Origin of the sequence: Streptomyces sp. (assembly GCF_031181705.1) — a bacterium.
Lineage (GTDB): Bacteria > Actinomycetota > Actinomycetes > Streptomycetales > Streptomycetaceae > Streptomyces.
Genome location: NZ_JAPSKN010000050.1, coordinates 7,056 through 33,122 on the forward strand (window position 1 = coordinate 7,056; position 26,067 = coordinate 33,122).

The 26,067-nt window shown below is 71.3% G+C and carries 23 protein-coding genes; 13 read left to right on the plus strand and 10 right to left on the minus strand.

Going from position 1 to position 26,067, the window contains the following annotated elements; all coding sequences use genetic code 11:
- Window positions 1-442: 442 nt before the first annotated feature.
- A complete protein-coding gene (locus tag RIN80_RS12525; protein WP_309095669.1) occupies window positions 443-949 on the minus strand; it encodes a MarR family transcriptional regulator in 507 nt (168 codons plus the stop codon).
- A 163-nt stretch (window positions 950-1,112) separates the two neighbouring features.
- Between RIN80_RS12525 and ilvA the strand changes: the two genes are divergently transcribed.
- The 3 genes from ilvA (at window position 1,113) to RIN80_RS12540 (ending at window position 4,284) form a co-directional block, all read left to right on the plus strand.
- Complete coding sequence (ilvA, locus tag RIN80_RS12530; RefSeq protein WP_309095647.1) at window positions 1,113-2,342, plus strand: threonine ammonia-lyase; 1,230 nt, start codon at window positions 1,113-1,115, stop codon at window positions 2,340-2,342.
- A gap of 161 nt (window positions 2,343-2,503) precedes the next feature.
- A complete protein-coding gene (locus RIN80_RS12535; RefSeq protein ID WP_309095648.1) occupies window positions 2,504-3,487 on the plus strand; it encodes an ATP-binding cassette domain-containing protein in 984 nt (327 codons plus the stop codon).
- On the plus strand, window positions 3,484-4,284 hold the full coding sequence (locus RIN80_RS12540; protein ID WP_309095649.1) for an ABC transporter permease: 801 nt from the start codon (window positions 3,484-3,486) through the stop codon (window positions 4,282-4,284). Before RIN80_RS12535 ends, RIN80_RS12540 begins: the two co-directional genes overlap by 4 nt.
- A 103-nt stretch (window positions 4,285-4,387) precedes the next feature.
- Here the strand turns inward: RIN80_RS12540 and greA are convergent, their stop codons facing one another.
- Both greA and RIN80_RS12550 read right to left on the minus strand, forming a co-directional pair.
- A complete protein-coding gene (gene greA / locus RIN80_RS12545; protein ID WP_309095650.1) occupies window positions 4,388-4,885 on the minus strand; it encodes a transcription elongation factor GreA in 498 nt (165 codons plus the stop codon).
- Between the two features lie 179 nt (window positions 4,886-5,064).
- Complete coding sequence (locus tag RIN80_RS12550; RefSeq protein WP_309095651.1) at window positions 5,065-5,463, minus strand: DUF4307 domain-containing protein; 399 nt, start codon at window positions 5,461-5,463, stop codon at window positions 5,065-5,067.
- A gap of 147 nt (window positions 5,464-5,610) precedes the next feature.
- On the opposite strand from RIN80_RS12550, the gene mca reads away from it, so the two are divergent.
- On the plus strand, window positions 5,611-6,492 hold the full coding sequence (gene mca / locus RIN80_RS12555) for a mycothiol conjugate amidase Mca (RefSeq protein ID WP_309095652.1): 882 nt from the start codon (window positions 5,611-5,613) through the stop codon (window positions 6,490-6,492).
- A complete protein-coding gene (locus RIN80_RS12560; protein ID WP_309095653.1) occupies window positions 6,485-6,775 on the plus strand; it encodes a hypothetical protein in 291 nt (96 codons plus the stop codon). The genes mca and RIN80_RS12560 overlap by 8 nt, the downstream gene beginning before the upstream one ends.
- Before the next feature lie 81 nt (window positions 6,776-6,856).
- On the opposite strand, the gene RIN80_RS12565 is transcribed toward RIN80_RS12560, so the two are convergent.
- Complete coding sequence (locus tag RIN80_RS12565; RefSeq protein ID WP_309095654.1) at window positions 6,857-10,054, minus strand: tetratricopeptide repeat protein; 3,198 nt, start codon at window positions 10,052-10,054, stop codon at window positions 6,857-6,859.
- A 248-nt stretch (window positions 10,055-10,302) separates the two neighbouring features.
- Here RIN80_RS12565 and RIN80_RS12570 point away from each other — a divergent pair, with 248 nt between their 5' ends.
- The 5 genes from RIN80_RS12570 (at window position 10,303) to RIN80_RS12590 (ending at window position 19,005) form a co-directional block, all read left to right on the plus strand.
- Complete coding sequence (locus RIN80_RS12570; protein WP_309095655.1) at window positions 10,303-12,336, plus strand: thioredoxin domain-containing protein; 2,034 nt, start codon at window positions 10,303-10,305, stop codon at window positions 12,334-12,336.
- Window positions 12,337-12,483: 147 nt separating this feature from the next.
- Window positions 12,484-13,767, plus strand: a complete 1,284-nt coding sequence (locus RIN80_RS12575; RefSeq protein WP_309095656.1) for a glycosyltransferase — start codon at window positions 12,484-12,486, stop codon at window positions 13,765-13,767.
- On the plus strand, window positions 13,764-15,413 hold the full coding sequence (locus RIN80_RS12580; RefSeq protein WP_309095657.1) for a phospholipid carrier-dependent glycosyltransferase: 1,650 nt from the start codon (window positions 13,764-13,766) through the stop codon (window positions 15,411-15,413). The genes RIN80_RS12575 and RIN80_RS12580 overlap by 4 nt, the downstream gene beginning before the upstream one ends.
- On the plus strand, window positions 15,410-16,603 hold the full coding sequence (locus RIN80_RS12585) for a glycosyltransferase family 2 protein (protein WP_309095658.1): 1,194 nt from the start codon (window positions 15,410-15,412) through the stop codon (window positions 16,601-16,603). Before RIN80_RS12580 ends, RIN80_RS12585 begins: the two co-directional genes overlap by 4 nt.
- The gene (locus tag RIN80_RS12590; protein ID WP_309095659.1) at window positions 16,600-19,005 is read left to right on the plus strand and encodes a galactose oxidase-like domain-containing protein; all 2,406 of its coding nucleotides are present in this window, start codon (window positions 16,600-16,602) and stop codon (window positions 19,003-19,005) included. The genes RIN80_RS12585 and RIN80_RS12590 overlap by 4 nt, the downstream gene beginning before the upstream one ends.
- A 76-nt stretch (window positions 19,006-19,081) precedes the next feature.
- Here RIN80_RS12590 and RIN80_RS12595 read toward each other — a convergent pair whose 3' ends face one another.
- From RIN80_RS12595 to RIN80_RS12605, 3 genes are read right to left on the minus strand one after another with little or no spacing between them, the layout of a single operon-like run.
- Window positions 19,082-19,813 (minus strand): Mut7-C RNAse domain-containing protein, encoded by a 732-nt coding sequence (locus RIN80_RS12595; RefSeq protein ID WP_309095660.1) that lies wholly within the window; start codon window positions 19,811-19,813, stop codon window positions 19,082-19,084.
- 33 nt (window positions 19,814-19,846) lie between these two features.
- On the minus strand, window positions 19,847-20,470 hold the full coding sequence (locus RIN80_RS12600; protein ID WP_309095661.1) for a TetR/AcrR family transcriptional regulator: 624 nt from the start codon (window positions 20,468-20,470) through the stop codon (window positions 19,847-19,849).
- A 48-nt stretch (window positions 20,471-20,518) separates the two neighbouring features.
- Window positions 20,519-21,232 carry a hemolysin III family protein gene (locus RIN80_RS12605; protein WP_309095662.1) on the minus strand — a complete coding sequence of 238 codons (714 nt, stop codon included), beginning with the start codon at window positions 21,230-21,232 and terminating at the stop codon, window positions 20,519-20,521.
- A gap of 328 nt (window positions 21,233-21,560) precedes the next feature.
- On the opposite strand from RIN80_RS12605, the gene RIN80_RS12610 reads away from it, so the two are divergent.
- Entirely contained in the window at window positions 21,561-23,390 is a 1,830-nt protein-coding gene (locus tag RIN80_RS12610; RefSeq protein ID WP_309095663.1) for a phosphoenolpyruvate carboxykinase (GTP), read from the plus strand.
- 206 nt (window positions 23,391-23,596) lie between these two features.
- Here the strand turns inward: RIN80_RS12610 and RIN80_RS12615 are convergent, their stop codons facing one another.
- Both RIN80_RS12615 and RIN80_RS12620 read right to left on the minus strand, forming a co-directional pair.
- Window positions 23,597-24,034, minus strand: coding sequence for an ATP-binding protein (locus RIN80_RS12615; protein ID WP_309095664.1), 438 nt, complete (start codon window positions 24,032-24,034; stop codon window positions 23,597-23,599).
- On the minus strand, window positions 24,034-24,243 hold the full coding sequence (locus RIN80_RS12620) for a hypothetical protein (RefSeq protein ID WP_309095665.1): 210 nt from the start codon (window positions 24,241-24,243) through the stop codon (window positions 24,034-24,036). Before RIN80_RS12620 ends, RIN80_RS12615 begins: the two co-directional genes overlap by 1 nt.
- Window positions 24,244-24,401: 158 nt before the next feature.
- Between RIN80_RS12620 and RIN80_RS12625 the strand changes: the two genes are divergently transcribed.
- Window positions 24,402-25,256 carry a helix-turn-helix transcriptional regulator gene (locus tag RIN80_RS12625; protein ID WP_309095666.1) on the plus strand — a complete coding sequence of 285 codons (855 nt, stop codon included), beginning with the start codon at window positions 24,402-24,404 and terminating at the stop codon, window positions 25,254-25,256.
- A gap of 1 nt (window position 25,257) precedes the next feature.
- Window positions 25,258-25,449: a DUF397 domain-containing protein gene (locus tag RIN80_RS12630; protein ID WP_309095667.1), complete on the plus strand. Its 192-nt coding sequence runs from the start codon at window positions 25,258-25,260 to the stop codon at window positions 25,447-25,449.
- Window positions 25,450-25,506: 57 nt separating this feature from the next.
- Here RIN80_RS12630 and RIN80_RS12635 read toward each other — a convergent pair whose 3' ends face one another.
- On the minus strand, window positions 25,507-25,938 hold the full coding sequence (locus RIN80_RS12635; RefSeq protein WP_309095668.1) for a hypothetical protein: 432 nt from the start codon (window positions 25,936-25,938) through the stop codon (window positions 25,507-25,509).
- Window positions 25,939-26,067: the final 129 nt, after the last annotated feature.

Consider the following 26,067-nt stretch of genomic DNA (forward strand, 5'->3'; position numbering starts at 1 on the left):
GCCCGTGTCCGACACACGGCGTGTCCGTCACGCCCCGGTGTCCGGTACACGGCGTCTTCGGTCCAGGAGCACGCCCGCCACGCGCGCGGGCCGTTTCACGCCCCCGCCCGCCACATACGAGTGATCGTCACCCGTCCCCGCCCGCCCCGCGCGCGTGCATCCAGCCCACCCTGCCCGTCCGGCACGCGCGCATGCCCGACCCGGGCCCCTGCCCCCGCACACGCCGTGCTCTGCACACACCCCGCCCGCCCCTGGTCCGCACGCACCCGTGGCCCGGCACGAACACGTGCCGGGCCACGGGCCGGGTACCGAAGGGCCGGGTGAGGGTGAGGTGCCGGTCGGGCGGCGGTGTCGGCGTCCGCCTCCGTGCGCGGCGTGCACGGGTGTGCTCGGCTCCGCGTGACGTACGCGGGAGACCCCCTCGGCCGGACGTGCCGGGTGATCAGGAGTCGGACTGGGCCTCCGGCCCCGGCACCCCTTGCGCCGACATCCGCGACGACAGCGCGGTGTTGAAGCGCGTCAGCAGGGAGCAGAACGCCTCGCGCTCCTCCGGCTTCCAGTCCTGGGTGAGCTCGGCCATCAACTGCCGACGGGACGAGCGCACTTCCTCCAGCCGGGAGTGCCCGCGCGGGGACAGCTGGAGCACCACCGCCCGCCCGTCCTCGGGATGGGAGGTGCGCTTGACCAGGCCGGTGTCGACGAGCGGGGCCACCTGCCGGGTGACCGTCGACGAGTCGATGCCCATGCTCGCCGCGAGCGCCTTGACACCCATCGGCCCTTCCTTGTCGAGCCGGTTGAGCAGCAGGTACGCGGCACGGTCCATCGAGTTGCGCACCTGCCCCACCCCGCCGAGCCGGGTCTGTTCCGCACGACGGGCGAACAACGCCACCTCGTGCTGCAGCGTGTCGAGGAGACCGGTGTCACCGACGGTCGTCATGTCCATCGACATTTCAGGTGTTGTGGGCATGGCCGGGGGCTCACTTCGTGGAGGGCTGGCAGATTGGGGGACAGGGTACGCGGCCGGACGGCGGGTCGTACCGGCGCTGCGCAAAGCGGGTCTCGGAGGTTGGTCACAACGGCCGCCGCCGCCCGTGAACTGCGATGCTGGAGTCATGAGCTACAGCACGGCTGACTCCTTTCGGCCCGTCACCCTCGACGACGTGCGCGGCGCCCAGAAGATGCTCGCGGGTGTGGCGCGGGTGACCGCGATGGAGACCAGCAGGCACCTGTCCCGCACGGTGGGCTCGCCGGTCCACCTCAAGTGCGAGAACCTCCAGCGGACGGGCTCGTTCAAACTGCGCGGCGCGTACGTGCGGATCGCCGGTCTGCTGCCCGAGGAGCGCGCCGCCGGTGTCGTCGCCGCGAGCGCCGGCAACCACGCGCAGGGCGTCGCCCTCGCCTCGTCCCTGCTCGGCGTGCGCTCCACGGTGTTCATGCCGAAGGGCGCCCCGCTGCCCAAGATCAGCGCCACCGGCGAGTACGGCGCCGAGGTGCGGCTGCACGGCCAGGTGGTCGACGAGACGCTGGCCGCGGCGCAGGAGTACGCGCACGAGACGGGCGCGGTGTTCATCCACCCCTTCGACCACCCCGACATCATCGCCGGCCAGGGCACGGTGGGCCTGGAGATCCTGGAGCAGTGCCCCGAGGCGCGCACGATCCTGGTCGGCATCGGCGGCGGCGGTCTCGCCGCCGGGATCGCGGTGGCGGTGAAGGCCCTGCGGCCGGACGTGCGGATCGTCGGCGTCCAGGCGACCGGCGCCGCGGCCTATCCGCCCTCGCTGGCGGCGGGGCGGCCGGTCACGGTGGAGAACCCGGCGACGATGGCCGACGGCATCAAGGTCGGACGGCCGGGTGACGTGCCGTTCGGGATCATCGGCGAACTGGTCGACGAGGTGCGCACGGTCAGCGAGGACGAGCTGTCCGCCGCGCTGCTGCTGTGTCTGGAGCGGGCCAAGCTGGTCGTGGAGCCGGCCGGGGCGAGCCCGGTCGCCGCGCTGCTGAGCGAGCCCGGCGCCTTCGACGGCCCGGTCGTCGCGGTGCTGTCCGGCGGCAACGTCGACCCGGTGCTGATGCAGCGCGTACTGCGGCACGGCATGGCCGCGCAGGGCCGCTACCTGGCCGTCCGGCTGCGACTGACGGACCGGCCCGGTGCTCTCGCCACACTTCTGGGCGTGTTGTCGGTGGTCGACGCTAACGTCCTCGACGTGAGCCATGTGCGAACCGACCCGCGGCTCGGGCTCACGGAGGCGGAGGTCGAGCTCCACCTGGAGACGAAGGGCCCGGTGCACTGCGTCGAGGTGGGTCAGGCGCTGCGCGAGGCGGGCTACACGGTCATCGGCTGACCGGGAGCCCGGCTCCCGGCGGCCCGGTCAAGATCGCCTTCGCGTCTCGTGCCGCATGCGGGAAAACTCGTGCAGAGACGCGATACATCGCGTTATGGTGTGTCGGTGAGAAGCCTTACCGGGCATCTGTCCGGCCAACCCCGAAGACGTGGAGATTCCTTATGCCAGGCGCCATTTACGCCGAGGGTCTGGTCAAGACCTTCGGTGACGTCAGGGCCTTGGACGGCGTCGACCTCGACGTGCCCGAGGGCACGGTCCTCGGCCTGCTCGGGCCGAACGGCGCGGGCAAGACGACCACCGTCCGCTGCCTGACCACCCTGCTGCGGCCCGACAGCGGACGGGCCGTCGTCGCGGGCATCGACGTGCTGAAGCAGCCCGACGCGGTCCGCCGTTCCATCGGCCTGTCCGGCCAGTTCGCGGCGGTCGACGAATACCTGACCGGCCGGGAGAACCTGCAGATGGTCGGCCGGCTCTACCAGATGAAGGCCAAGGCGGCGAAGGCGCGCGCGGCCGAGCTGCTGGAGCAGTTCCACCTCACGGACGCCGCCGACCGCCCCACCAAGACCTACTCGGGCGGCATGCGCCGCCGTCTCGACCTCGCCGCGGCCCTCGTCGTCTCGCCGCCCGTGATGTTCATGGACGAGCCGACGACCGGCCTCGACCCGCGCAACCGCCAGCAGCTGTGGGAGGTCATCAAGCAGCTCGTCTCCGGCGGCACGACGCTGCTGCTGACCACGCAGTACCTGGAGGAGGCCGACCACCTGGCGCACGACATCGCGGTGGTCGACCACGGCAAGGTCATCGCCCAGGGCACCTCCGACCAGCTCAAGGCCCGCACCGGCGGCGAGCGCGTCGAGGTCGTCGTCCACGAGCGCGACCACATCCCGACCGCCGCCGAGATCCTCACCGGCTTCGCCAAGGGGGAGGTCAAGGTCGAGGACCACATGCGCAAGCTCACCGCACCCGTGACCGGCGGCGCCAAGCTCCTGGCCGAGGTCATCCGCGAGCTGGACGCCCGCGGCATCGAGATCGACGACATCGGCCTGCGCCGGCCGACCCTCGACGACGTCTTCCTGTCCCTGACGGGACACGTCGCCGAGGCCGAGGACGACGAGAGCGACAGCGACAAGGAGGCCGCCCAGTGAGCGCCCTCAGCGATTCCGCGGTCATCGCCCGCAGGAACCTGATCCGCATGGGCCGGATCCCCGAGATGATCATCTTCGGGCTGTTCCAGCCGATCATGTTCGTGGTGCTGTTCACCTACGTGTTCGGCGGCTCGATCCAGGTCGGCTCGTCCAACTCGACGCAGGCCTATCGCGAGTTCCTGATGGCCGGCATCTTCGCCCAGACCGTCACGTTCGCCACCGCGGGCGCGGGTGCGGGCATCGCCGACGACATGCACAAGGGCCTCATCGACCGGTTCCGCTCGCTGCCGATGGCGCGTGGCGCGGTGCTGACCGGCCGGACCATCGCCGACCTGGTGCAGACGGCGCTCACCCTCGTGGTCCTGGCCGTCGTGGCGGTGATCGTCGGCTGGCGCACGCACGAGAACTTCGGCAAGGTGCTCGCCGGATTCGGCCTGCTCCTGCTCTTCGGGTACGCGTTCTCCTGGATCGGCGCGCTCATCGGCCTGTCCGTGCGCACACCCGAAGCGGCGACCTCGGGCGGCCTGATCTGGCTCTTTCCGCTGACCTTCATCTCGAACGCGTTCGTGGACGCGAACCTGATGCCGTCCTTCCTGCGGCACATCGCGGAGTGGAACCCGTTCAGCGCGATCGTGCAGGCGTGCCGCGAGCTGTTCGGCAACCTCCCGCCGGGGTTCAAGACACCCGACGCCTGGCCGATGCAGCACCCCGTGTGGGCCTCGCTGATCTGGTCGGTCCTGATCATCGCGGTCTTCCGGACGCTGGCGGTGCGCAAGTACCGCCGGGCGACCGGCTGACGGCGCCGGCGTCCCGAGCCGGCGTGCTCGGCGACGGCATGACGAAGCCCCCGGCGCCGCAGCGGTGCCGGGGGCATGTCCAGGTGGTCCGGATGGGGGCGGCTCAGCCCTCGTACGGCTCGGCCTTGAGGATCTTCACCGAGGCCTTCTTGCCGTTCGGCAGCTCGTACTGCGCGTCCTCGCCGACCTTGTGGCCGATCACGCCGGTGCCCAGCGGGGACTGCGGCGAGTACGTCTCGATGTCGGAGCTCGCGTACTCGCGCGAGGCGAGCAGGAACGTCAGCGTGTCGTCCTCGTCACCGTCGAACGCGATCGTGACGACCATGCCGGGCGCCACGGCGCCGTCGGCCGCGGGCGCCTCACCGACCTTGGCGTTCTCGAGGAGCTGGGTGAGCTGGCGCACACGCAGTTCCTGCTTGCCCTGCTCCTCCTTGGCCGCGTGGTACCCGCCGTTCTCACGCAGGTCGCCCTCCTCGCGCGCGGCGGCGATCTTCGCGGAGATCTCCGCCCGCGCGGGACCAGTAAGGTACTCAAGCTCAGCCTTGAGCTTGTTGTACGCCTCCTGGGTCAGCCAGGTGACGTTCTCGCTGGTCTGGGTCACAGGTGCTCCTCGTAGGTACTGGGAATACAAAGCATCGCCCTACCCAGAAGAATGTTCCTTCACGGATGGGCGAAACCACGAGCCTAACAATTCAGGCGCCCAAGGGGGAGGACATAAGCCACCAGATTCACGTCGGCGCAGCTCAGGCGTTACGCCGTGCAGGTGGCGCGCGGTGGCCCTCAGTCGGCGTGGCAGCCCAGCAGCTCGGCCGTCGTCCCCGGAGAGGTCGTACGGAGCGTGACGACCTGGTCGATGCGCGTGTCGTCCCCGTCGAAGCGGAAGTCGGCCCGGCCCACCTCGGCCCCGTCCTCGGCCTGCGAGCGCACGGTGCAGTAGCCGTCGGCACCGGCGTCCTTGCGGACCTCCAGATGCACCCGCACGGACTCCTTGCCCGGCTCGAAGCTGATCACCTCGGCGCTGATCTTGCTCTGCGCGACGTAGTGGTAGCCGAACCAGCCGACCAGTCCCAGCAGCGCCACCGCGAGGACGGCGCCGACGACCTTGAGCCTGCGGTCGGCGCGCTCGTCCGAGGAGCGGCCGTAGCGGCCCTCGGGCGGTCGCGTGCTCACCGTCGTCATGATCGTCCTCCAGACAGGGCCGGGACGAACGTCCCGAAAGGGGCCCCGGGACCCGGTCCCGGAATTATTCGCCCCCCGATTCGGTCACTATAGAAGCCGCTGATTGCGCCGACGCACACAGGGCGCCGACTTACTGAGGATTGAGTCTTGACTGACCAGTTGCGACTGATGGCCGTTCACGCCCACCCCGACGACGAGTCGAGCAAGGGCGCGGCGACCATGGCGAAGTACGTGTCCGAGGGGGTGGACGTGCTGGTCGTGACCTGCACGGGCGGGGAGCGCGGCTCCATCCTCAATCCCAAGCTGCAGGGCGACGCGTACATCGAGGAGCACATCCACGAGGTACGCAAGAAGGAGATGGACGAGGCCCGGGAGATTCTCGGCATCAAGCAGGAGTGGCTCGGCTTCGTCGACTCGGGACTGCCCGAGGGCGACCCGCTGCCGCCGCTGCCGGAGGGCTGCTTCGCCCTGGAGGACGTCGACCACGCGGCCGGTGAGCTGGTGCGCAAGATCCGCAGCTTCCGCCCGCAGGTGATCACCACCTACGACGAGAACGGCGGCTACCCGCACCCCGACCACATCATGACCCACAAGATCTCGATGGTGGCGTTCGAGGGGGCGGCGGACACCGAGAAGTACCCGGAGGCCGAGTACGGCCCCGCCTACCAGCCCCAGAAGCTCTACTACAACCAGGGCTTCAACCGCCCGCGCACCGAGGCCCTGCACCAGGCGATGCTCGACCGCGGCCTGGAGTCCCCCTACGGGGACTGGCTCAAGCGCTGGGAGGAGTTCGGGATGAAGCAGCGCACGCTGACCACGCACATCCCGTGCGCCGACTTCTTCGAGATCCGCGACAAGGCGCTGATCGCGCACGCCACGCAGATCGACCCCGACGGCGGCTGGTTCAAGGTCCCGATGGAGATCCAGAAGGAGGTCTGGCCGACGGAGGAGTACGAGCTGGCGAAGTCCCTCGTCGATACCTCCCTCCCCGAGGACGACCTCTTTGCGGGCATCCGCGACAATGCCTGACATGAGCGCAAGCGCAAGCCTGGCAATGACGCACCTCGTCTCCTTCGCCAAGGAGGTCGACGAGGACAAGGTCACCCCCGGCGTCCTCGGCTTCATCGTCTTCGCGGTGATGGCGGCGGCGGTGTGGGCCCTGATGAAGTCGATGAACAAGCACATGAACAGGGTCGACTTCACCCAGGTCCCGGACCCGAGGGCCGAGCAGCCGGAAGCGGCCGAGCGAACCGGGACCGAGGACGCCGAGGCCTCCTCCGCCCCCTCCGGCCAGGCGAAGAAGCAGGACTGACGTCCCCGCCCCGAGGGGCGGCACCCACCCGTCGGTGGTCGTCACACCGCCGACGGGTGGCCTCGCGTCCCCGGACCCGGGCTAGGTCCTGGTCTCCACCGCCACCCCCATCACCTCCCGCGCGTGCCGGCCGGGTGTCATCCCCAGCCCCCAGGCCTGCCAGCCCGCCTCCAGGCTCACGCCCCGCTCCAGCAGCAGCGCCCACGCGCCGGCGTAGTCGTCGAGTTTCCCGTCGCGCAGGGGGTGGGCGGCGCGCGACAGCTCGGCCAGTTCCTCCTGGGCCACCGCCGTGCCGACCTCCACGCCGCCGGGGGCCGCGTAGGGCAGGAGGGTGCAGCGCAGGAAGCGGGCCCAGTCCTCGCCCCGGCGGTCGCCGTAGGACGCGAAGAGGGCCGCCGCCTCCTCACACAGGGCCAGGGCCTGCTGGGCGCGGGCGTTGCCCGCGTCCACGACCGCCAGTTCCAGGCAGGTCCACGCCTCACCGTGGGCGACGCCGATGCGCTGGAAGTCGGCGCGGGCGTCGACCAGGAGCTGGCGGGCGAAGCCGGAGTTGCGCAGGGAGCCCGTCCGGGCCGCGCGCTGGTCGCGGGTGACGCGGGCCGAGTGGTGGCGGGCGCAGGCCAGACCGTAGACGTCCCGTATGCGGGAGAACATCGTGCGGGCCCGTTCCAGTTCGCGCACCGCCTGGTCCAGGTCGCCCGTCTCCTCCAGGGCCTGGCCGAGGTAGTAGAGGGTCCAGGCCTCGCCCCGCGCGTCCTCGTTGTCACGGTGCCGGGCGGCCGCGCCGCGCAGCTCCTCCACGGCCGGGGAGGCGTCCCCGGCCGCCAGCAGGGCCCGGGCCAGCTGGGTCAGCGCCCAGGCCTCGCCGCGGGCGTCGCGGGTGCGGCCGTACAGGTCCAGGGCCGCGCGCAGCTCGGACTCGGCGCGCGGCACGTCGCCCATGCGCAGCGCGAGCTGGCCGAGCTGGAAGTGTGCCCAGGCCTGGCCGTGCACGGACTCGCCCGCGCGGTGCAGGACCAGGGACTCGGTCAGCAGCTCCAGCGCCTCGCCCAGCCGGGCCCGGTCCCGCTCCACCGCCGCGAGGGCGTGCATCGTCCACGCCCGGTCCGTCGCCAGCTCGGGGGTGGACTGCAGCTGCAGGGCCTCGCGGAGCTTCGCCGAGGCCTCCGTCAGGTTGCCCTGGTGGTGCAGGGTGATGCCGAGGGAGCACAGGGCGCGGGCGGCCCCGGCGTCGTGATGGGCCTCCCGGTAGAGGTCGACGACCGAGGCGAGGGTCGTGCGGGCCTTGTCCAGCTCGCCCAGCTGCCGGGCCGCGATGCCGGTGCGCCACTGCACCGAGCGGACCAGCAGGCTCTCGTCCACGGCCTGGGCGAGTTCGCTGATCTCGCCCAGGCGGTAGAGGTCGCCGCGCAGCAGGCAGTAGTCGCACAGGGCGCCCAGCAGGTTCAGCACCGCCGCCTGGTTCACGCCCTCGGCGTGCCGCAGGGCCGCGGTGATGAAGCTCGACTCGTCGTCCAGCCAGCGCAGCGCCTCGTCGAGGGAGGTGAAGCCGTACGGGCTGAAGCGGTTGGTGCGGGTCGACATGTTGCCGTCGACCATGCGCAGCACGGAGTCGGCCAGCTCGGCGTAGTTCACGATCAGCCGTTCTTGCGCCGCCGTGCGCTCGGCCGGGTCCTCCTCGTCCAGGAGGCGGGCCTGGGCGAAGGAGCGGACCAGGTCGTGCAGGCGGTAGCGGTCGCCGCGGACGTGGTCGATGAGGCCGGCGCGGGACAGGGTCTGCAGATGGCGCTTGGCCTCCGCCTCGTCCGTGGCCAGCAGCGCGGCGGCGGCCGCGGCGCCGAGCGAGGCCCGGCCGGCCAGGGCCAGCCGGCGCAGCAGCCGCCGTACGGTCTCCGGCTGGTCGGTGTAGCGCAGCCACAGGGCGCGCTCCACCGGCGCGACGGGGCCGTAGGCGCTCAGGTCCGTGGCCAGGGCGCGCGGGGAGCGCGGGCCGAGGCCGGAGCCGGCGATGCGCAGGGCGAGCGGCAGACCGCCGCACAGCTCGCGGACCCGGTCGGCGGACTCGGCGTCGTACGGCCCGGTGCGGTCCTGCGCCGTGGCGCCCAGCAGTTCCTCCGCCCCGGCCGCGTCCAGCGGCTCCACCGCCAGCTGGTGCACCCGCGCGGGCAGGCCGCCGAGCTCCAGCGGGCCCCGGGCGGTCACCAGGACCAGGCTGTCGGACCGCTCCGGTATCAGGGCGCGGATCTGCTCGGCGTCCGAGGCGTCGTCCAGGACCACCGTGACCGGCAGGCCGGTCAGATGCTGGTGGTACAGCTCGCTCAGCCGCTTGACCTGCTGGTCGGGGGAGGAGCGCTCGCGGAACAGCAGTTGCTCGCGGGGTGCGCCCAGCCGGTTGAGCAGGTGCAGCAGGGCGTCGCGGGCGGACAGCGGGGACTCGCCCGGGCTGTCGGCGCGCAGGTCGACGACGCAGGCGCCGCGGAAGTGGTCCCGCAGATCGTGCGTGGCGTGCACCGCGAGGGCCGTACGGCCGCTGCCGGGGGCGCCGTGCAGGACGACCACGGTGGGCTGGGTCTCCGTGCTCGCGCGGGCGGCCTGGACCCACTGCCGGATCCGCGCCAGCTCGCCGCGCCGCCCCGAGAACGGCCGGGCCGGCTCCGGCAGCTGTGCGAAGGACTGCTCCAGCACGCTGCGGCCGCGCGCCGCCGCGCTCTTGTCGGCGCCCCGCAGCCGCGGCCCGGTCCTCTTCGGGCCCGTGGAGGCGGCCAGGACGCGCTGCTGGTCCAGGAACGGGCGGATGCCCCGCACCTCCAGTGCCGTCAGCCACTGCAGCCGCAGCTGTTCGGGGCCGCCCGGCTGGCTCGCGGCCCCGGCGCGGTGGTGGGCGGCCGGCAGATGTGAGCCGACCACCTTCACCACCGTCGCGGCGGCGCCCGCCACCCCCACCGTCACACCGGCGCCCAGGGCCGTGCCGGTGCCGGTGCCGAGGGCCATGTCGGCGACGACGGCCGCGACCGCGGCGACCCCCGCCACCAGCAGCGGCGTCCCGGCGCCCTCCCGGGCGTAGCGCTGCCCGAAGGTCAGCTGCCCGGCCGCCGCCTCGTCCAGGGCGCGCGTGTAGGCCTCGTACTCCTCGGCCGCGCTCTGCGCCATCGCGTCCAGCGCCCCGCGCGCCCGCGCGAGCAGCGCCTTTCCGTCGCTGCGCCCGCCGGAGCGGCGCACCTCCTCCTCCACGGCGCGCACCAACAGTCGTTCGGCCTCCGCCCGATGAGCATCCCGCATGTCACGTCCCCCTCCGGCGGCAACGGCGGCCCCGGGCCGCGCCCGGCCGTTCCTCGACCGCCGTCTCGGTCGTTTCCTTGGTCAAGTGTGCTGTGGACGGCGCACCGGGGCGAGGGGGCGTGCCCCGCCCGATCGTGCGGGGAGACGGGGCCGTTGGCGTGGGGTGCGCCCGGCGGCCGTGCGGCGGGCGCGGCGCCCGCGCGACGCCTGACGCGTGCGAGGAGGGGTACTGCGGCAGGATGGGAACCATGCCGAACCGACTGGCGCACGAGACGTCCCCCTACCTCCTTCAGCACGCCGACAACCCCGTCGACTGGTGGCCCTGGTCGGCCGGGGCCTTCGAGGAGGCCCGCAAGCGGAACGTGCCCGTGCTGCTCAGCATCGGCTACAGCAGCTGTCACTGGTGCCACGTGATGGCACACGAGTCCTTCGAGGACCAGGAGACCGCCGAGTACCTCAACGCGCACTACGTCAGCGTGAAGGTCGACCGCGAGGAACGGCCGGACGTCGACGCCGTGTACATGGAGGCGGTGCAGGCGGCGACCGGGCACGGCGGATGGCCCATGACCGTGTTCCTCACGCCGGACGCCGAGCCGTTCTACTTCGGCACGTACTTCCCGCCGGCCCCCCGTCAGGGCATGCCCTCCTTCCGCCAGGTCCTCCAGGGCGTGCGGCAGGCCTGGGAGGAGCGGCGGGAGGAGGTCACCGAGGTCGCCGGGAAGATCGTCCGCGACCTGGCCGGCCGGGAGATCTCCTACGGCGACGCGCAGACCCCCGGCGAGCAGGAGATCGCGCAGGCCCTGCTCGCCCTCACCCGCGAGTACGACCCGCAGCGCGGCGGATTCGGCGGGGCACCGAAGTTCCCGCCGTCGATGGTGCTGGAGTTCCTGCTGCGCCACCACGCCCGCACCGGCGCCGAGGGCGCCCTGCAGATGGCGGCCGACACCTGCGAGCGCATGGCCCGCGGCGGCATCTACGACCAGCTCGGCGGCGGCTTCGCCCGCTACTCCGTGGACCGCGACTGGGTCGTGCCGCACTTCGAGAAGATGCTGTACGACAACGCCCTGCTGTGCCGGGTCTACGCCCACCTGTGGCGCGCCACCGGCTCGGAGCTGGCCCGCCGGGTGGCTCTGGAGACGGCCGACTTCATGGTGCGCGAACTGCGCACCGCCGAGGGCGGGTTCGCCTCCGCGCTGGACGCCGACAGCGACGACGGCAGCGGGAAGCACGTCGAGGGCGCCTACTACGTGTGGACGCCCGCGCAGCTGCGGGAGGTGCTCGGGGAGCAGGACGCCGAACTGGCCGCGCAGTACTTCGGCGTCACCGCGGAGGGCACCTTCGAGCACGGCCAGTCCGTCCTCCAACTGCCCCTCCAGGACGGTCTGTTCGACGCGGCGAAGATCACCTCGGTCCGGGAGCGCCTGCTGGCGGCCCGGTCGCAGCGGCCCGCGCCCGGCCGGGACGACAAGGTCGTCGCCGCCTGGAACGGCCTGGCGATCGCGGCGCTGGCCGAGACGGGCGCCTACTTCGACCGGCCCGACCTCGTGGACGCGGCCCGGGCCGCCGCCGATCTCCTCGTCCGGCTGCACCTGGACGAGCAGGCCCGTCTGACCCGCACCAGCAAGGACGGCCACGCGGGCGCCAACGCCGGTGTCCTCGAGGACTACGCCGACGTGGCCGAGGGCTTCCTCGCGCTCGCGTCGGTCACCGGCGAGGGCGTCTGGCTGGAGTTCGCCGGGTTCCTGCTCGACCACGTCCTGGCCCGCTTCACCGATGCCGAGTCGGGCGCGATGTTCGACACCGCGGCCGACGCCGAGCGGCTGATCCGCCGCCCGCAGGACCCGACCGACAACGCCGCCCCGTCCGGCTGGACCGCCGCGGCCGGCGCCCTGCTGGGCTACGCCGCGCACACCGGCTCCGAGCCGCACCGCACCGCCGCCGAAAAGGCCCTGGGTGTCGTCAAGGCGCTCGGGCCGCGTGTGCCCCGCTTCATCGGCTGGGGGCTGGCCGTCGCGGAGGCCGTGCTGGACGGCCCGCGCGAGGTCGCGATCGTCGGGCCCTCGCTCGACCACGAGGGCACCCGGACCCTGCACCGCACGGCCCTGCTGGGCACCGCGCCGGGTGCCGTCGTCGCCGTCGGCGCCCCGGACAGCGACGAGTTCCCGCTGCTCGGCGACCGTCCGCTGGTCGGCGGTGAACCGGCGGCGTACGTCTGCCGTAACTTCACCTGTGACGCGCCGACAACGGATGTCGAGCGGTTGCGTGCGGTGCTGGGCGACTGAAGTCGGGAATCAACGGAAACAAGCTCTTTATCTGAACAGCCCCCAGGCTTCACAGTTCCCCCCTAATCTCTGCACAGTGACGTGACGGGAGGGGCCGCACCGGCACACCGTCACGACACGGGGGCTTGAGGATCTGGGGGGATCTGTTTGCTGACGTCTGTCTTCATCGCTGCCGTTTCACTGGCGCTGTTCTGGATGGCGGCGTTCACGCTGTGGTGGCAGATGCACGCCTGGCGTACGCCGGAAGTGCTCGCCTCGACGCGGTTCAGCAGTCCGGACGGGGACGAGCACGTCTCCTTCTCGCTGCTGCTGCCCGCCCGGCACGAACAGGCGGTGCTGGACCACACGATCCAGCGCCTGCTGGAGTCGAGCCACACCGACTACGAGATCATCGTGATCGTCGGGCACGACGACCCGGAGACCACCGCCGTGGCGGAGCACGCCGCGGCACGTGATCCACGGGTCCGCGTCGTCGTCGACACGCACGCGAAGAAGAACAAGCCGAGGGCCATGAACACGGCCCTGCCGCACTGCCGCGGTGACGTGGTCGGCGTGTTCGACGCGGAGGACCAGGTCCACCCCGAGCTGCTCGCGCACGTCGACCACGCCTTCCGCACCACCGGCGCCGACGTCGTCCAGGGCGGGGTGCAGCTGATCAACTTCCACTCCAGCTGGTACAGCCTGCGCAACTGCCTGGAGTACTTCTTCTGGTTCCGCTCGCGGCTCCACCTGCACGCGCAGAAAGGTTTCATTCCGCTTGGCGGCAACACGGTCTTCGTTCGCACCGGCGTCCTGAGGGAGGCCGGCGGCTGGGACCCGAACTGCCTCGCCGAGGACTGCGACCTGGGCGTGCGCCTGTCCAGCGTCGGCAAGAAGGTCGTCGTCGCCTACGACTCCGACATGGTGACCCGGGAGGAGACCCCGGGCTCGCTGATGTCCCTGCTGAAGCAGCGCACCCGCTGGAACCAGGGCTTCCTCCAGGTCTACCGGAAGAAGGACTGGAAGCAACTGCCCACCCTCGGGCAGCGGCTGCTCGCCCGCTACACCCTGATGACACCGTTCATGCAGGCCTTCACCGGCCTGATCATCCCGCTCAACGTGGCGATCGCGCTGTTCCTCGACGTGCCCGTCGGCATCGCCTTCATCACCTTCCTGCCGGCCGTCACCGCCCTGGTCACCTTCGTCTTCGAGGTCGTCGGACTGCACGACTTCGGCAAGCAGTACGGGCTGCGCGTGCGGTTCGTGCACTACCTGAAGCTGATCCTGGGCGGCCCCTTCTACCAGGTGCTGCTCGCCGGGGCGGCCGTGCGCGCCGTCTGGCGCGAGCAGCGCGGCCGCAACGACTGGGAGCTGACGGCCCACGTCGGCGCGCACCTCGACGAGAGCGCCGTGTCCCGGCAGGACGTGACCCGAGAGGACGTTCCCGCGTGACCTCCACCCTTCCCGCGGTGACCACTTCGAAGGTCCCCGCGCAGCGCACACCCGTGCCCGGCACCGGCACGCACCGGCGTCCGCAGCCGCCGCGCCGGCTGCCCTCCTCGCGTCCCGACCTGCTCCTGTGCGGTGTCCTGCTCCTGGCGATCCTCGTCGTGCAGGGCTGGAACATCGCCGACTACCCGGCCCTCAGCGACGACGAGGGCACCTACCTCGCCCAGGCCTGGTCGGTCCAGCAGGGCAACGGCCTGGCCCACTACACCTACTGGTACGACCACCCGCCGCTCGGCTGGATCCAGATCGCCGTACTGACCTGGATCCCCGCGCTGATCAGCCCCGAGTCGATGACGGTGGGCACCATGCGCGCCGCGATGCTGGTGATCAGCGGCATCAGCGCGGTCCTGGTCTACGTGCTGGGCCGCCGGCTCGCCCTGCCCCGCTGGGCCGCGGCCCTCGGCATGGTCTGCTTCGGCCTGTCGCCGCTGTCGGTCGTCCTCCAGCGGGAGATCTTCCTCGACAACCTCGCGGTGATGTGGACGCTGCTGGCCTTCACGCTGGCCGCCTCCCCGAGCCGCCACCTGTGGCACCACTTCGGCGCGGGCATCGCGGCCGCCACGGCCGTCCTCACCAAGGAGACGATGCTCGTCGTCCTGCCCGCCCTGTTCCTCACCATGTGGCGCCACAGCCACCGCGACACCCGCAAGTTCGCCCTCACCGGAGCGGTGACGGCCTGCGCCCTGATCGGCTTCTCCTATCCCCTGTTCGCCCTGCTCAAGGGCGAGCTGCTGCCGGGCGCCGGGCACGTCTCCCTCTGGGACGGCGTCACGTACCAGATGACCCGGCCCGGTTCGGGCTTCATCCTGGACCAGGGCTCCGGCTCCTGGGGAGTGCTCCAGTCGTGGCTGTACTACGACAGGATCCTGCCCCTCGGCGGCCTCGCGGGCGCCCTGCTGCTCCTGGTCACCTGGCGCTGGTCGGTCACCGCCCGGGCCCTGGCCGGACCGGCCCTGGCCGTCGCGATCCTCGCCGCGCTGGCGCTGCGCCCGAACGGCTACCTGCCCGCGATGTACGTCATCCAGGCCCTGCCGTTCCTCGCGCTGGTCCTCGCCGGAGGAACCGCCTCCGTCGCCCACGCGGTGCTGCGCCGCTGGCGCTCCGAGGCGGAGAACCGTTACGTCGGCGTGGGCCGGTACGCGCTCGCCGGAGTCCTCGCCCTGGCCGCCGGCGCCTACGTCGTCCCGCACTGGTACGACGGTGCCCGCACGGCCGTCACCACCGACGCCAACGCCCCCTACAAGGCCGCCTCCAGGTGGCTGGCCACCGAGGTCGAGAACCCGGAGCGCACCCGCGTGCTGGTCGACGACGCCCTCTGGCTCGACCTGGTGCACCAGGGCTACCGGCCCGGACTCGGCGTCATCTGGTTCTACAAGGCCGACCTGGACCCGGCGGTGACGAAGACGATGCCGCGCGGCTGGAAGGACCTGGACTACGTCGTCGCCTCGCCGACCGTGCGGCGGGACGCGGCCGACCTGCCCAACGTCAAGGCCGCCATGGAGCACTCGGAACCGGTCGCCACCTTCGGCACCGGCGAGGACCGCATCGAGATCCGCCAGATCCAGACCACCGCCGGAGGCGCGCGATGAGCCAGGAGTACACCGTCCCCGGCGAGGTGGTCGAGACCGCCGAGATCCCCGAACCGGGCGCCGTCACCATCGTCGTCCCGACGTTCAACGAGTCGGCGAACGTACGGCAGTTGCTGCGTCAGATCACCGATGCCGTGCCGGCCCGGCTGCCCTGCGAGGTCGTCTTCGTGGACGACTCCACCGACGACACGCCCCGCGTCATCGAGGAGGCGGCGCAGGACTGCCCGTTCCCGGTGACCGTGCTGCACCGCGAGGAGCCGGTCGGCGGACTCGGGGGCGCGGTCGTCGAGGGGCTGAAGGCGGCCACCTCCGACTGGATCGTCGTCATGGACGGCGACTGCCAGCACCCGCCGTCCCTCGTGCCCGACCTGGTCGCCACCGGCGAACGCGCGGGCGCCGGGCTGGTCGTCGCCTCCCGGTACCTCAAGGGCGGCAGCCGGGCCGGGCTCGCGGGCAGCTACCGGGTGGCCGTCTCGCGCGGGGCGACCTGGCTGACCAAGGCGCTCTTCCCGCGCCGGCTGCACGGCATCAGCGACCCGATGAGCGGCTTCTTCGCGATCCGGCGCAGCGCGGTCACCGCCGAGGTCCTCCAGCCGCTCGGCTACAAGATCCTCCTCGAACTGGCCGTCCGCAGCCGCCCGCGCACGGTCACCGAGGTGCCGTTCGTCTTCCAGGACCGGTTCGCGGGGGAGTCCAAGTCCACCGCGCAGGAGGGGATGCGTTTCCTGCGCCACCTGGCCGGGCTGCGGGCCGCCTCGCCGGTCGCGCGGATGGTCGGCTTCGGCCTGATCGGGCTGACCGGCTTCGTGCCGAACCTGCTGGGCCTGTGGGCGCTGACCGCGCTCCACATGCACTACGTACCGGCCGAGGTGCTCGCCAACCAGCTCGGCGTCGCCTGGAACTTCGTGCTCATCGAGCACCTGCTGTTCCGCGAGCGGCGCCGGCACCGGCGCTGGTGGGACCGGGCCGGGCGGTTCGCGCTGCTCGCCAACGCCGATCTGGTGCTGCGCATCCCGCTGATCGCCCTGTTCGTGCACCAGCTGCACCTGGGCGTGCTGTCCGCCACCGCGCTCGCGCTGGTGACGACGTTCGTCCTGCGCTTCGCGGCGACCGAAGCGCTGGTCTACCTGCCGCGCCGGGCCCGTGAGGAGTCCGTGCGCGGCGGCCGCACCGCAAGGAGAGCCGTGTGAACCTTCGTCGCAGAACGACCGCGCTGCTGTCCGTGGCGGGCCTCGCCTCGGGCCTGTTGCTGACCGCACCCCAGCCCGCCTCCGCCGCCAACCTCATCAAGAACCCCGGCTTCGAGACCGCCGGAGCCGGCGACATGCCCTACTGCTGGGAGAAGTCCGGCTGGGGCGACAACGACTTCACCTTCACCACCACCGCCGACGCGCACACCGGCTCCCAGGCCATGAAGGTCGAGCTGACCCGTCGTGTCGACGGCGACCGCAAGGCGCTGATCACCGAGTCCGCCGCCTGCGCGCCGGTGGTGACGCCGGGCAAGCAGTACGACCTCGGCCTGTGGTACAAGACGACGACACCCGACGCCGCGATCACGCTCTTCCGGCACGACACCACGGCCGGCTGGCAGTACTGGACCGACCTCAAGACGCTGGACCTGGCCGGCGACTGGACCGAGGCGACGGTCCGCACCCCCGAGGTCCCGGCGGGCACCGACCGCATCTCCTGGGGCGTCTCGGTCTACGGCACCGGCTCCGCCACCACCGACGACTACACGATGGACCAGGTCCCCGACCCGGTCCTGCCGCCGCAGTGCACCGGCACGGCCGAGCAGTGCGCGAACGGCAGGTGGGACGTGCTGCCCACGCAGAACCCGGTCCGCTCCATGCACTCCGTCGTCCTGCACAACGGCAAGGTGCTGCTGATCGCGGGCTCAGGCAACGACGAGTCGATGTTCGAGGCGGGCACCTTCACCTCGGCCGTCTACGACCCGGCGAACGGCTCCTACAAGATCGTCCCCACGCCGAAGGACATGTTCTGCGCCGGCCACGTCCAGCTCCAGGACGGCCGCGTGCTGGTGATGAGCGGCAACAAGGGCTACCCCACGGCGGACGGCCGGGTCGGCTACCAGGGCTACAAGGACTCGTACGTCTTCGACCCGGAGACCGAGACCTACAGCAAGACCAACGACATGAACGACGGCCACTGGTACCCGTCGGCCACGATCCTCGGCAACGGCGACGTCATCTCCTTCGGCGGTCTGCGCGAGGACTCCACCGGCTCGGTCGCCGCCGAGCTGTTCTCCGAGGCCGAGCAGCAGTGGCAGCCGCTGTGGAAGGTCAACCAGACCTGGTCGTACTGGGGCCTGTACCCGTCGATGATCCTCATGCAGGACGGCCGCCTGTTCTACTCGGGCAGCCACGTCTTCGGCAACAACATCCCCGGCACCGGCTCGGCGATCTACGACTACGGCGCCAACACCATCACCCAGGTCCCGGGCCTGCAGAGCAAGGACGAGCGCGACCAGTCGGCCAGCGTGCTGCTGCCCCCGGCGCAGGACCAGAAGGTCCTCACCCTCGGCGGCGGCAACATCGACTCCAACCCGGAGGCGAACCGCCTGACCGACATCATCGACCTCAAGCAGCCCAACCCGTCGTACATGGCCGGGCCGCCGATCCCGCAGGGCACGGTCGACCTGGGCGACGGGCCCGTCCCGCAGACCGGGAACCAGGGCAAGATGTACGTCTCCGCCGTGCTCCTGCCCGACGGCAAGGTGCTGGAGACGGGCGGCGCCCTGCACAACCGCGCCAACCCGGTCTACGAGACGTCGATCTTCGACCCGGAGTCGGAGACCTTCGACCCGGTGGCCGTCGACCCCGAGGCGCGCGGCTACCACTCCTCGGCGTTCCTGCTGCCCGACGGCCGTGTGATGACCACCGGCGACAACCCGGGCAACGGCTCCTGGAACCACGACGTGTCGGTCTACAGCCCGCCCTACCTGTTCAAGGGCCCGCGTCCGCAGATCACCTCGGTCATCGACACCGAATGGACCTACGGCGACACCCAGCGGATCACCGTCGACCGGCCCATCGCCAAGGCCGAGCTGATCCGCCCGGCCGCCGTGACGCACTCCTCCGACCCGAACCAGCGGTTCGTGGACCTGCCGCTGTCGGTCGACGGCGACAACGTCGACCTCAACGTGACGAGCAACCCCAACCTGGCCCCGCCCGGCTGGTACATGCTCTTCGCGGTCGACGCCAACGGCGTGCCGTCGGTGGCGAAGTGGGTGCACCTGCAAGGCCCGCAGGCCCTGAAGGCGACGGACGCCTCCGCCCACGTCCACGACTTCGCGGACGCCCCCGAGGGCAAGGTCGTGAAGCCGGGCAAGAAGCGCACGTCGCAGAAGGTAAGCCCCACGATCTCCGGCTGCGACCGGCACTACGGCTCGATCAACGTCTGCGTGCCGACGCGCTTCCCGGCGGACGTGAAGAAGACGACGGCGGCCCGCTGCGAGTGGCTCAAGTCCAACGACTACGGCCGCCTCAAGGTCAACGGCAAGGACGACCCCCTGGGCCTGGACAGGAACAGGGACGGGCTCGCCTGCGGCAAGGGAGACGCGACCAGGCGCTAGGAAGGTGCCCCTTCAGGGGCGCGGGGAACTGCGCGACCGGCCACGACGGTCCCGCGGTTCCCCACCGCGCACACCCTCAACGGCGCTCGGAACACAGCGCGACAGCCTCCCGCACGATGGCCTCCAACTGCTCGTGATGCGCACCCCGCCAGTACGCCCGGCCGCACACAGTGCACTGCGCGAACACGTCGTACGTCGCGTGCGTGCCGTGCTTCAGCTGATCGGCCACCTCGTCCTTGGTCGCCTCGCGCAGCGGCCCGTTGCAGGCGGTGCAGCGCGTCCAGGGCCGCAGCTCGGGCCGGAACCGGTCCAGCACGTCCCGCAGCTGCTCCTCGGGGCGGGTGCTGTAGACGAACGCGCCCGCCCACAGCTCCCGGCGCCGCAGCAGCCCCCGGTCGCGGCTCAGCATGACCCGCTGCTCGGCCGCCGACCGCGCGGCCAGGGCCGGGTCGCCGATGTCGGTCGACTCGTACGCCGTGTCCACGCCGAGCAGGCGCAGCCGGCGGGCCAGCGTGCCGAGGTGGACGTCGAGGAGGAAGCGGAGCGGAGCCCCGGGCACCCGCTGCGGGCGGGCGACGGTCCGTACGGTCACCGCCTCCCCGGCCACCGGGACGTGCGAGCCCGGTACCTCCCGGCCGTCCACGACCAGCGCGCCCACCTCGGTCAGCGGCACCCCCAGCGACTCGATGACGTGGCCGAGGCTGGAGACGCCGTCGGTGGCGGCCCGCACGATGCCGTCCCGCCGGGCACGGGGGACGAAGACGTGCAGTTCGGGGGCGAACTCGACGTGGATCTCCGGACCGTTCACCCGGTCAGGATGCCACGGTGAGCGGCCGTGGCCTCAGGGTTTTCCGGCGGGCAGGCCGTGCTCCAGGACGTCCAGGGCGCGGTCGACGAGGACCCGGACGTCGTCGCGGTGGCCGGTCTCGGCCCAGTAGTGGGAGGCCTCCATCAAACCGCCCATCACGGACATGGCGAAAACCCGCAGCTCCAGGCCGTCGGGGTCGAGGCCGGAGCGCTCGGCGAGGGCCTCGCGCAGCAGCCGGCCGGTCGTGGCCATGCTCTCCATCATCCGGGCGCGCACGGCCGGGACCTCCACCCCGAGCCGGGTCAGCAGCCGCGTCACCTCGGGCTCCTCGGCCAGGCTCAGGTCGAGGGCCGTGTGCACCACGTGCCGGAGGGTGTCGGACCACGACTCGCCCGGTGGCCGCGACCGCAGTTCCTCCGTCACCACCGGGCCCCAGTCGTCGGTGACGACGATGTCCTCCTTGGTCGGGAAGTACCGGAAGACCGTCGACGGCGACACCTCGGCGCGCTCGGCGATCCGCTCGACCGTGGTGGCGTCGTAGCCCTGCTCCGCGATCAGGGCGTAGGTCGCGGTGCGGATCGCCCGGCGGGTCTTGATCTTCTTGCGTTCCCGGAGTCCCGGCCGGGGGTGTTCGGCGGGGGTGGTGACAGTGACCATGAAGTGACAGTAACTCTCAGACGCGAGCCGCTGTCACTTCGTCGGCCCCTATCCGTGCTGGTACGCCACCAGGGAGATACCCACGTAGTGCGCGATGAAGGCCGCCAGGGTGAAGGAGTGGAACACCTCGTGGAAGCCGAACCAGCGCGGTGAGGGGTTCGGCCGCTGGAGCCCGTAGATGACACCGCCCACGCTGTAGAGCACGCCGCCGATGACGATCAGGACGAGGACGGCCACGCCGCCGGTCCGCATGAAGTCCGGCAGGTAGAAGACGGCCGCCCAGCCCATCGCGATGTAGCACGGCGTGTACAGCCAGCGCGGGGCGCCGACCCAGAAGACGCGGAAGAGGATGCCGGCCGCAGCGGCGGCCCAGATGCCCCACAGCAGCCACTCGCCCTTGGCGCCGGGCAGGAGCAGCATGGCCAGCGGCGTGTAGGTGCCCGCGATGATCAGGAAGATGTTGGCGTGGTCCAGGCGGCGCAGCACGCCGTCCATACGGGGGCTCCAGTCGCCCCGGTGGTAGAGCGCGCTCACGCCGAACAGCAGGCAGGCCGTCAGCGCGAAGATCCCACAGGCGATACGTCCTCTGGTCGTGTCCGCGAGGGCGGTCAGCACCAGACCCGCGACGAGGGCGGCCGGGAACATGCCCAGGTGCAGCCACCCGCGGAGCTTGGGCTTCACGGGGTGCGGCAGGGAAAGCGCCTGCGGACCGCCGCCGCCGGCCGGCGAGTCCGAGGGCGCGTCGGGGACGAACGCAGTCATGACTCGATGGTAGCTACGCAACCGTAAGTGACGTATCAGTCGCCCTGCTTGGGCGACCAAGAGTGGCCATCCTCTCACTCCGGCCGAACCATGGTGACGCAAACGGACGGTCTGGTGAACGCAACGTGCACGCAAAGCGCCCGCGAGAAACCGTGGCGATCCTCACGTTGCTCACCTGTGCGCCCCTCTGGACAGATGGGCGCTTCCGTCGGATGATCAAATGAGTGCGGTCGGCACCGGATGAGCGCCCAAGCCACACCGTGAAGCATCCGGGTCGCAGCCCCCACGGGGCCTCCACATCAAAAAAATCCCTCATTTAGGAGCAATCGTGGCGCGCGACATCGCGGCTCCCACCGTCCCCACCAGTCATCAGGGGCTGATCTCGTGGGTCGACGAGATCGCAGAACTGACGCAGCCGGACAACGTGGTCTGGTGTGACGGGTCCGAGGCCGAGTACGAGCGACTGTGCGAGGAGCTCGTCCAGAAGGGCACCTTCCGGAAACTCGACCCGATCAAGCGCCCCCACTCCTACTACGCCGCCTCCGACCCCACCGACGTCGCGCGCGTCGAGGACCGGACCTTCATCTGCTCCGAGAAGGAGGAGGACGCGGGCCCGACCAACCACTGGAAGGCCCCCGCCGAGATGCGGGAGATCTTCCAGGGCTCCGGCGGCCAGGGCGGCCTGTTCCGCGGCTCCATGCGCGGCCGCACCATGTACGTCGTGCCCTTCTGCATGGGCCCGCTCGGCTCGCCGCTGTCCGCGCTCGGCGTCGAGATCACCGACTCGGCCTACGTCGCCGTCTCCATGCGCACGATGACGCGCATGGGCCAGGCCGTCCTCGACGAACTCGGCTCCGACGGCTTCTTCGTCAAGGCCGTGCACACCCTGGGCGCCCCGCTGGAGCCCGGCCAGGAGGACGTCCCCTGGCCCTGCAACCAGACCAAGTACATCTCCCACTTCCCCGAGGACCGCGAGATCTGGTCCTACGGCTCCGGCTACGGCGGCAACGCCCTGCTCGGCAAGAAGTGCTACGCCCTGCGCATCGCCTCCGTCATGGCCCGGGACGAGGGCTGGCTCGCCGAGCACATGCTCGTGCTGAAGCTGACCCCGCCGCGCGGCGAGGCCAAGTACGTCGCCGCGGCCTTCCCGAGCGCCTGCGGCAAGACCAACCTCGCCATGCTGGAGCCGACCATCCCCGGCTGGACGGTCGAGACCATCGGCGACGACATCGCCTGGATGCGCTTCGGCGAGGACGGCCGCCTGTACGCCATCAACCCCGAGGCCGGCTTCTTCGGCGTCGCCCCCGGCACCGGCGAGCACACCAACGCCAACGCGATGAAGACGCTGTGGGGCAACGCCGTCTTCACCAACGTCGCCCTCACCGACGACAACGACGTCTGGTGGGAGGGCATGACCGAGGAGCTCCCGGCCCACCTCACGGACTGGAAGGGCAACGACTGGACCCCCGAGTCCGGCACCCCGGCCGCCCACCCCAACGCCCGCTTCACCGTCCCGGCCTCGCAGTGCCCGATCATCGCGCCCGAGTGGGAGGACCCCAAGGGCGTGCCGATCTCGGCGATCCTCTTCGGCGGCCGTCGCGCCACCGCCGTCCCCCTGGTGACCGAGTCCTTCGACTGGAACCACGGCGTCTTCCTCGGCGCCAACGTGGCCTCCGAGAAGACCGCCGCCGCCGAGGGCAAGGTCGGCGAGCTGCGCCGCGACCCGTTCGCGATGCTGCCGTTCTGCGGCTACAACATGGGCGACTACATGGCCCACTGGATCGACGTGGCCAAGGACAAGGACCAGTCCAAGCTGCCGAAGATCTACTACGTCAACTGGTTCCGCAAGGACGACGAGGGCAAGTTCGTCTGGCCCGGCTTCGGCGAGAACTCCCGCGTCCTGAAGTGGATCGTGGAGCGCCTGGAGGGCAAGGCCGAGGGCGTCGAGACCCCCATCGGCATCCTGCCGACCAAGGAGGCCCTCGACACGGACGGCCTGGACCTGGCCGAGTCCGACCTGGAGTTCCTGCTCACGGTCGACAAGGAGGTCTGGCGCGAGGAGGCCGCCCTGGTCCCCGAGCACCTCAACACCTTCGGCGACCACACGCCGAAGGAGCTGTGGGACGAGTACCGCGCCCTGGTGGAGCGCCTGGGCTGAACCCCACCCCCTGAACTCCGCGGCCGGCTGGAACCGACAGTGCCCTGACCAGCAACATCGTCACGGCCGGCCGCGGGACCGACTGGCGGGGCCCGCACAACGGCGTGCGGGGTCACCGGGCCCGTCACCGCCCTCCGTCCGCCCCGACGGAACCCGGCGGCGACAGGCCCACTCCCGCCCGCTTCGGCGCGGCCCGCTCCGCGGGCTCACGAACGTGCCGATGAAGGACCGAGCGCCCCGGCCGACGCCCTGCGTCGGCCGGGGCGCTCGGGCGTTTCCGGAACGGGGACGAGCAGCTCGCACCACACCGTCTTGCGGCCGGCCTCCTGCTCCACGCCCCACCGCAGGGCCAGCGCGTCGAGCAGCGCCAGCCCGCGGCCGGACTCCGCCTCGGCCCCGGCCGCCGCGACCAGGACGGGCAGGGCCCGGGGATCGGGATCGGTCACCCCGACCCGGACGCGTCCGCCCTCCTCCTCCCACACCCGTACCGTCACGGGCGCACCCTCCCCGACATGCCGGATGACGTTCGTGACCAGCTCGCTCGCGCAGAGCTGCACGTCGATGCCGAGCGGTCGCAGGGCCCGCCGCACGGCGGACACCTCGGCGGGGGTCGCGAGCAGTTCGAGCGTCACCACCGGCCGCATCACACCGCACCCTTGCGCAGGGCGGCGGCCAGGGCCTTGGCGGTGAGGACATTGCAGTGGCCGAGGGCGATCAGCGGCCGGGTGGGGCAGCGGGAGGCGAAGGACGGAAGGTCGACTCCGAGGGACGGCAGGGTGATGCCGTGCGCGGCGAGGGCGACACGCAGGTCCTCGACGCAGGCATCGGCTTCCGCTTCGGCAGGGCTGTGCATGGGGGTTCACACCTTCCAGTGCGCTGAGTGACGAACTCCTCACACTGTGCCGCCGACCGCCGTACCGTGACAGCCCCCCGGCATCCCGCGCCTGATCCGCGCGGACCCGGTGCCGGGTGGGGTAGCGCGCGGTAACGGCACACCAAGGACGGTGAACGATGGGTCAGCGCAAGGACATCGACGGTTCGACGGGCGTCCCGACCTTCTACGGCAGTGAGTTGCGCTGGAAGCGGGAGGAGGCTGGCCTGACCCTCCAGCAACTCGTCGAGGGCAGCTTCTACGGCCCGAGCCACCTCAGCGAGATCGAGCGGGGCACACGCCGGATGCCGGCGGAACTCGCCGAGCACGTGGACCGGGTGCTCGGCACGGACGGCTTTTTCCGCCGGCGGTGCGAGGACGTGCGACGGGCGAAGCGGCGGGGGCATGCGAGCTACTTCGAGCGGGTGCTGGAGGCGGAGCAGCACGCCGAGACCATCGAGGAGTGGTGCCCGACGCTGGTGCCGGGGTTGTTGCAGACGGAGGCGTATGCGCGGGCGGTCACTCGCTCTGCCCACCCTCTGGCTCCGGACGAGGAGGTGGAGGAGAAGGTGACTGCCAGGCTGGCGCGGGCCCGGCTGTTCGAGGACGATCACAAGACCCCGGAGTACTGGGTCATCCTGCCCGAGTCGCTGCTGCGTCAGCCGATCCTGCCGCCGGAGCGGAGCGCCGAACAATGGGAGCGCGTTGTGGAACTCGCGCGGCGCCGCCGGATCGTTCCCCAGATCCTTCCGTGGAACTGCGGGGCGCATCCGCTGATGCTGGGCTCGGCCATGGTCATGACCTTCCCGGATGCCCCGCCCCTGGTCTACACGGAGGCTCAGTACAGCGGGGACACCATCGACGATCCGGCCCTCGTGAAGCAATACCGCAAGGCATACGATCGGCTCAGGGCCGCCGCACTGCCCCCTGAGGCGTCCCTGGCCCTGATCGAGCAAGCGGCTGAGGATGACCGAAATGGTAAACAGCGCACGTGACTTGAGCGCAGCGGTCTGGCGTAAGAGCACCTACAGCAATGGCGACGGCGGCAACTGCGTCGAGGTGTGCGACGCCCACACCGCCGTCGTCCCCGTCCGGGACTCCAAGGCTCCCCACGGCCCGGTCCTCACCATCACGGCCCCGGCCTGGACGTCCTTCGTCACGTCCCTCAAGTCGGCACCTGCCGTATGACCGCCAGGTGGCACAGAGGCGCTCGGCTGAGATGCCCCAGCCGAGCGCCCGCTGTCGCTACCGTTTCACCGGGTCGCCGTTCCCGATGGCCAGCCACCACACGCCGTCGTCGCGGGTGAGGTCGAGGGTCTGGCGGCTTTCGCTTCCGTAGCGGAGTTCGACACTGGCCAGACCCGGTGTGACGGGGTCCGCGACCACGGCCTGAACCGGCCGACCGGCCTGGGCGCCGAACTTGGAAATCAGGTCCCGCGCGACCGCCTCCCTGCCCGTGTACCACGGCGCACCGATGTCCGCCAGATCCTTGGCGTCACCGTCCTGAAGGCGCTGGACGTAGACCTGGAGGAGCAGTTCGGCCTCGCGCGCGACCTCCTCGGCCTCGGGACCGGTCGGCGTGGCGGCCCGGACCGTCAGGTGCACCTTGGGGGTGTCCCGCAAGGCGTAGGGTGCCGTGTCGCGCTGCGACCACCAGACCAGGGTGCCCACGACCACGCAGAGAGCGACGACTACGGCGATGAGCTACTGCGCTTTCGCAGTCCGGGGCATCAGTCCCACTCCGGAATGACTCGGTGGATGCTCGCCCACGTTCCCCTCTGGCTGTTGACGTAGGTGTCGAGACGC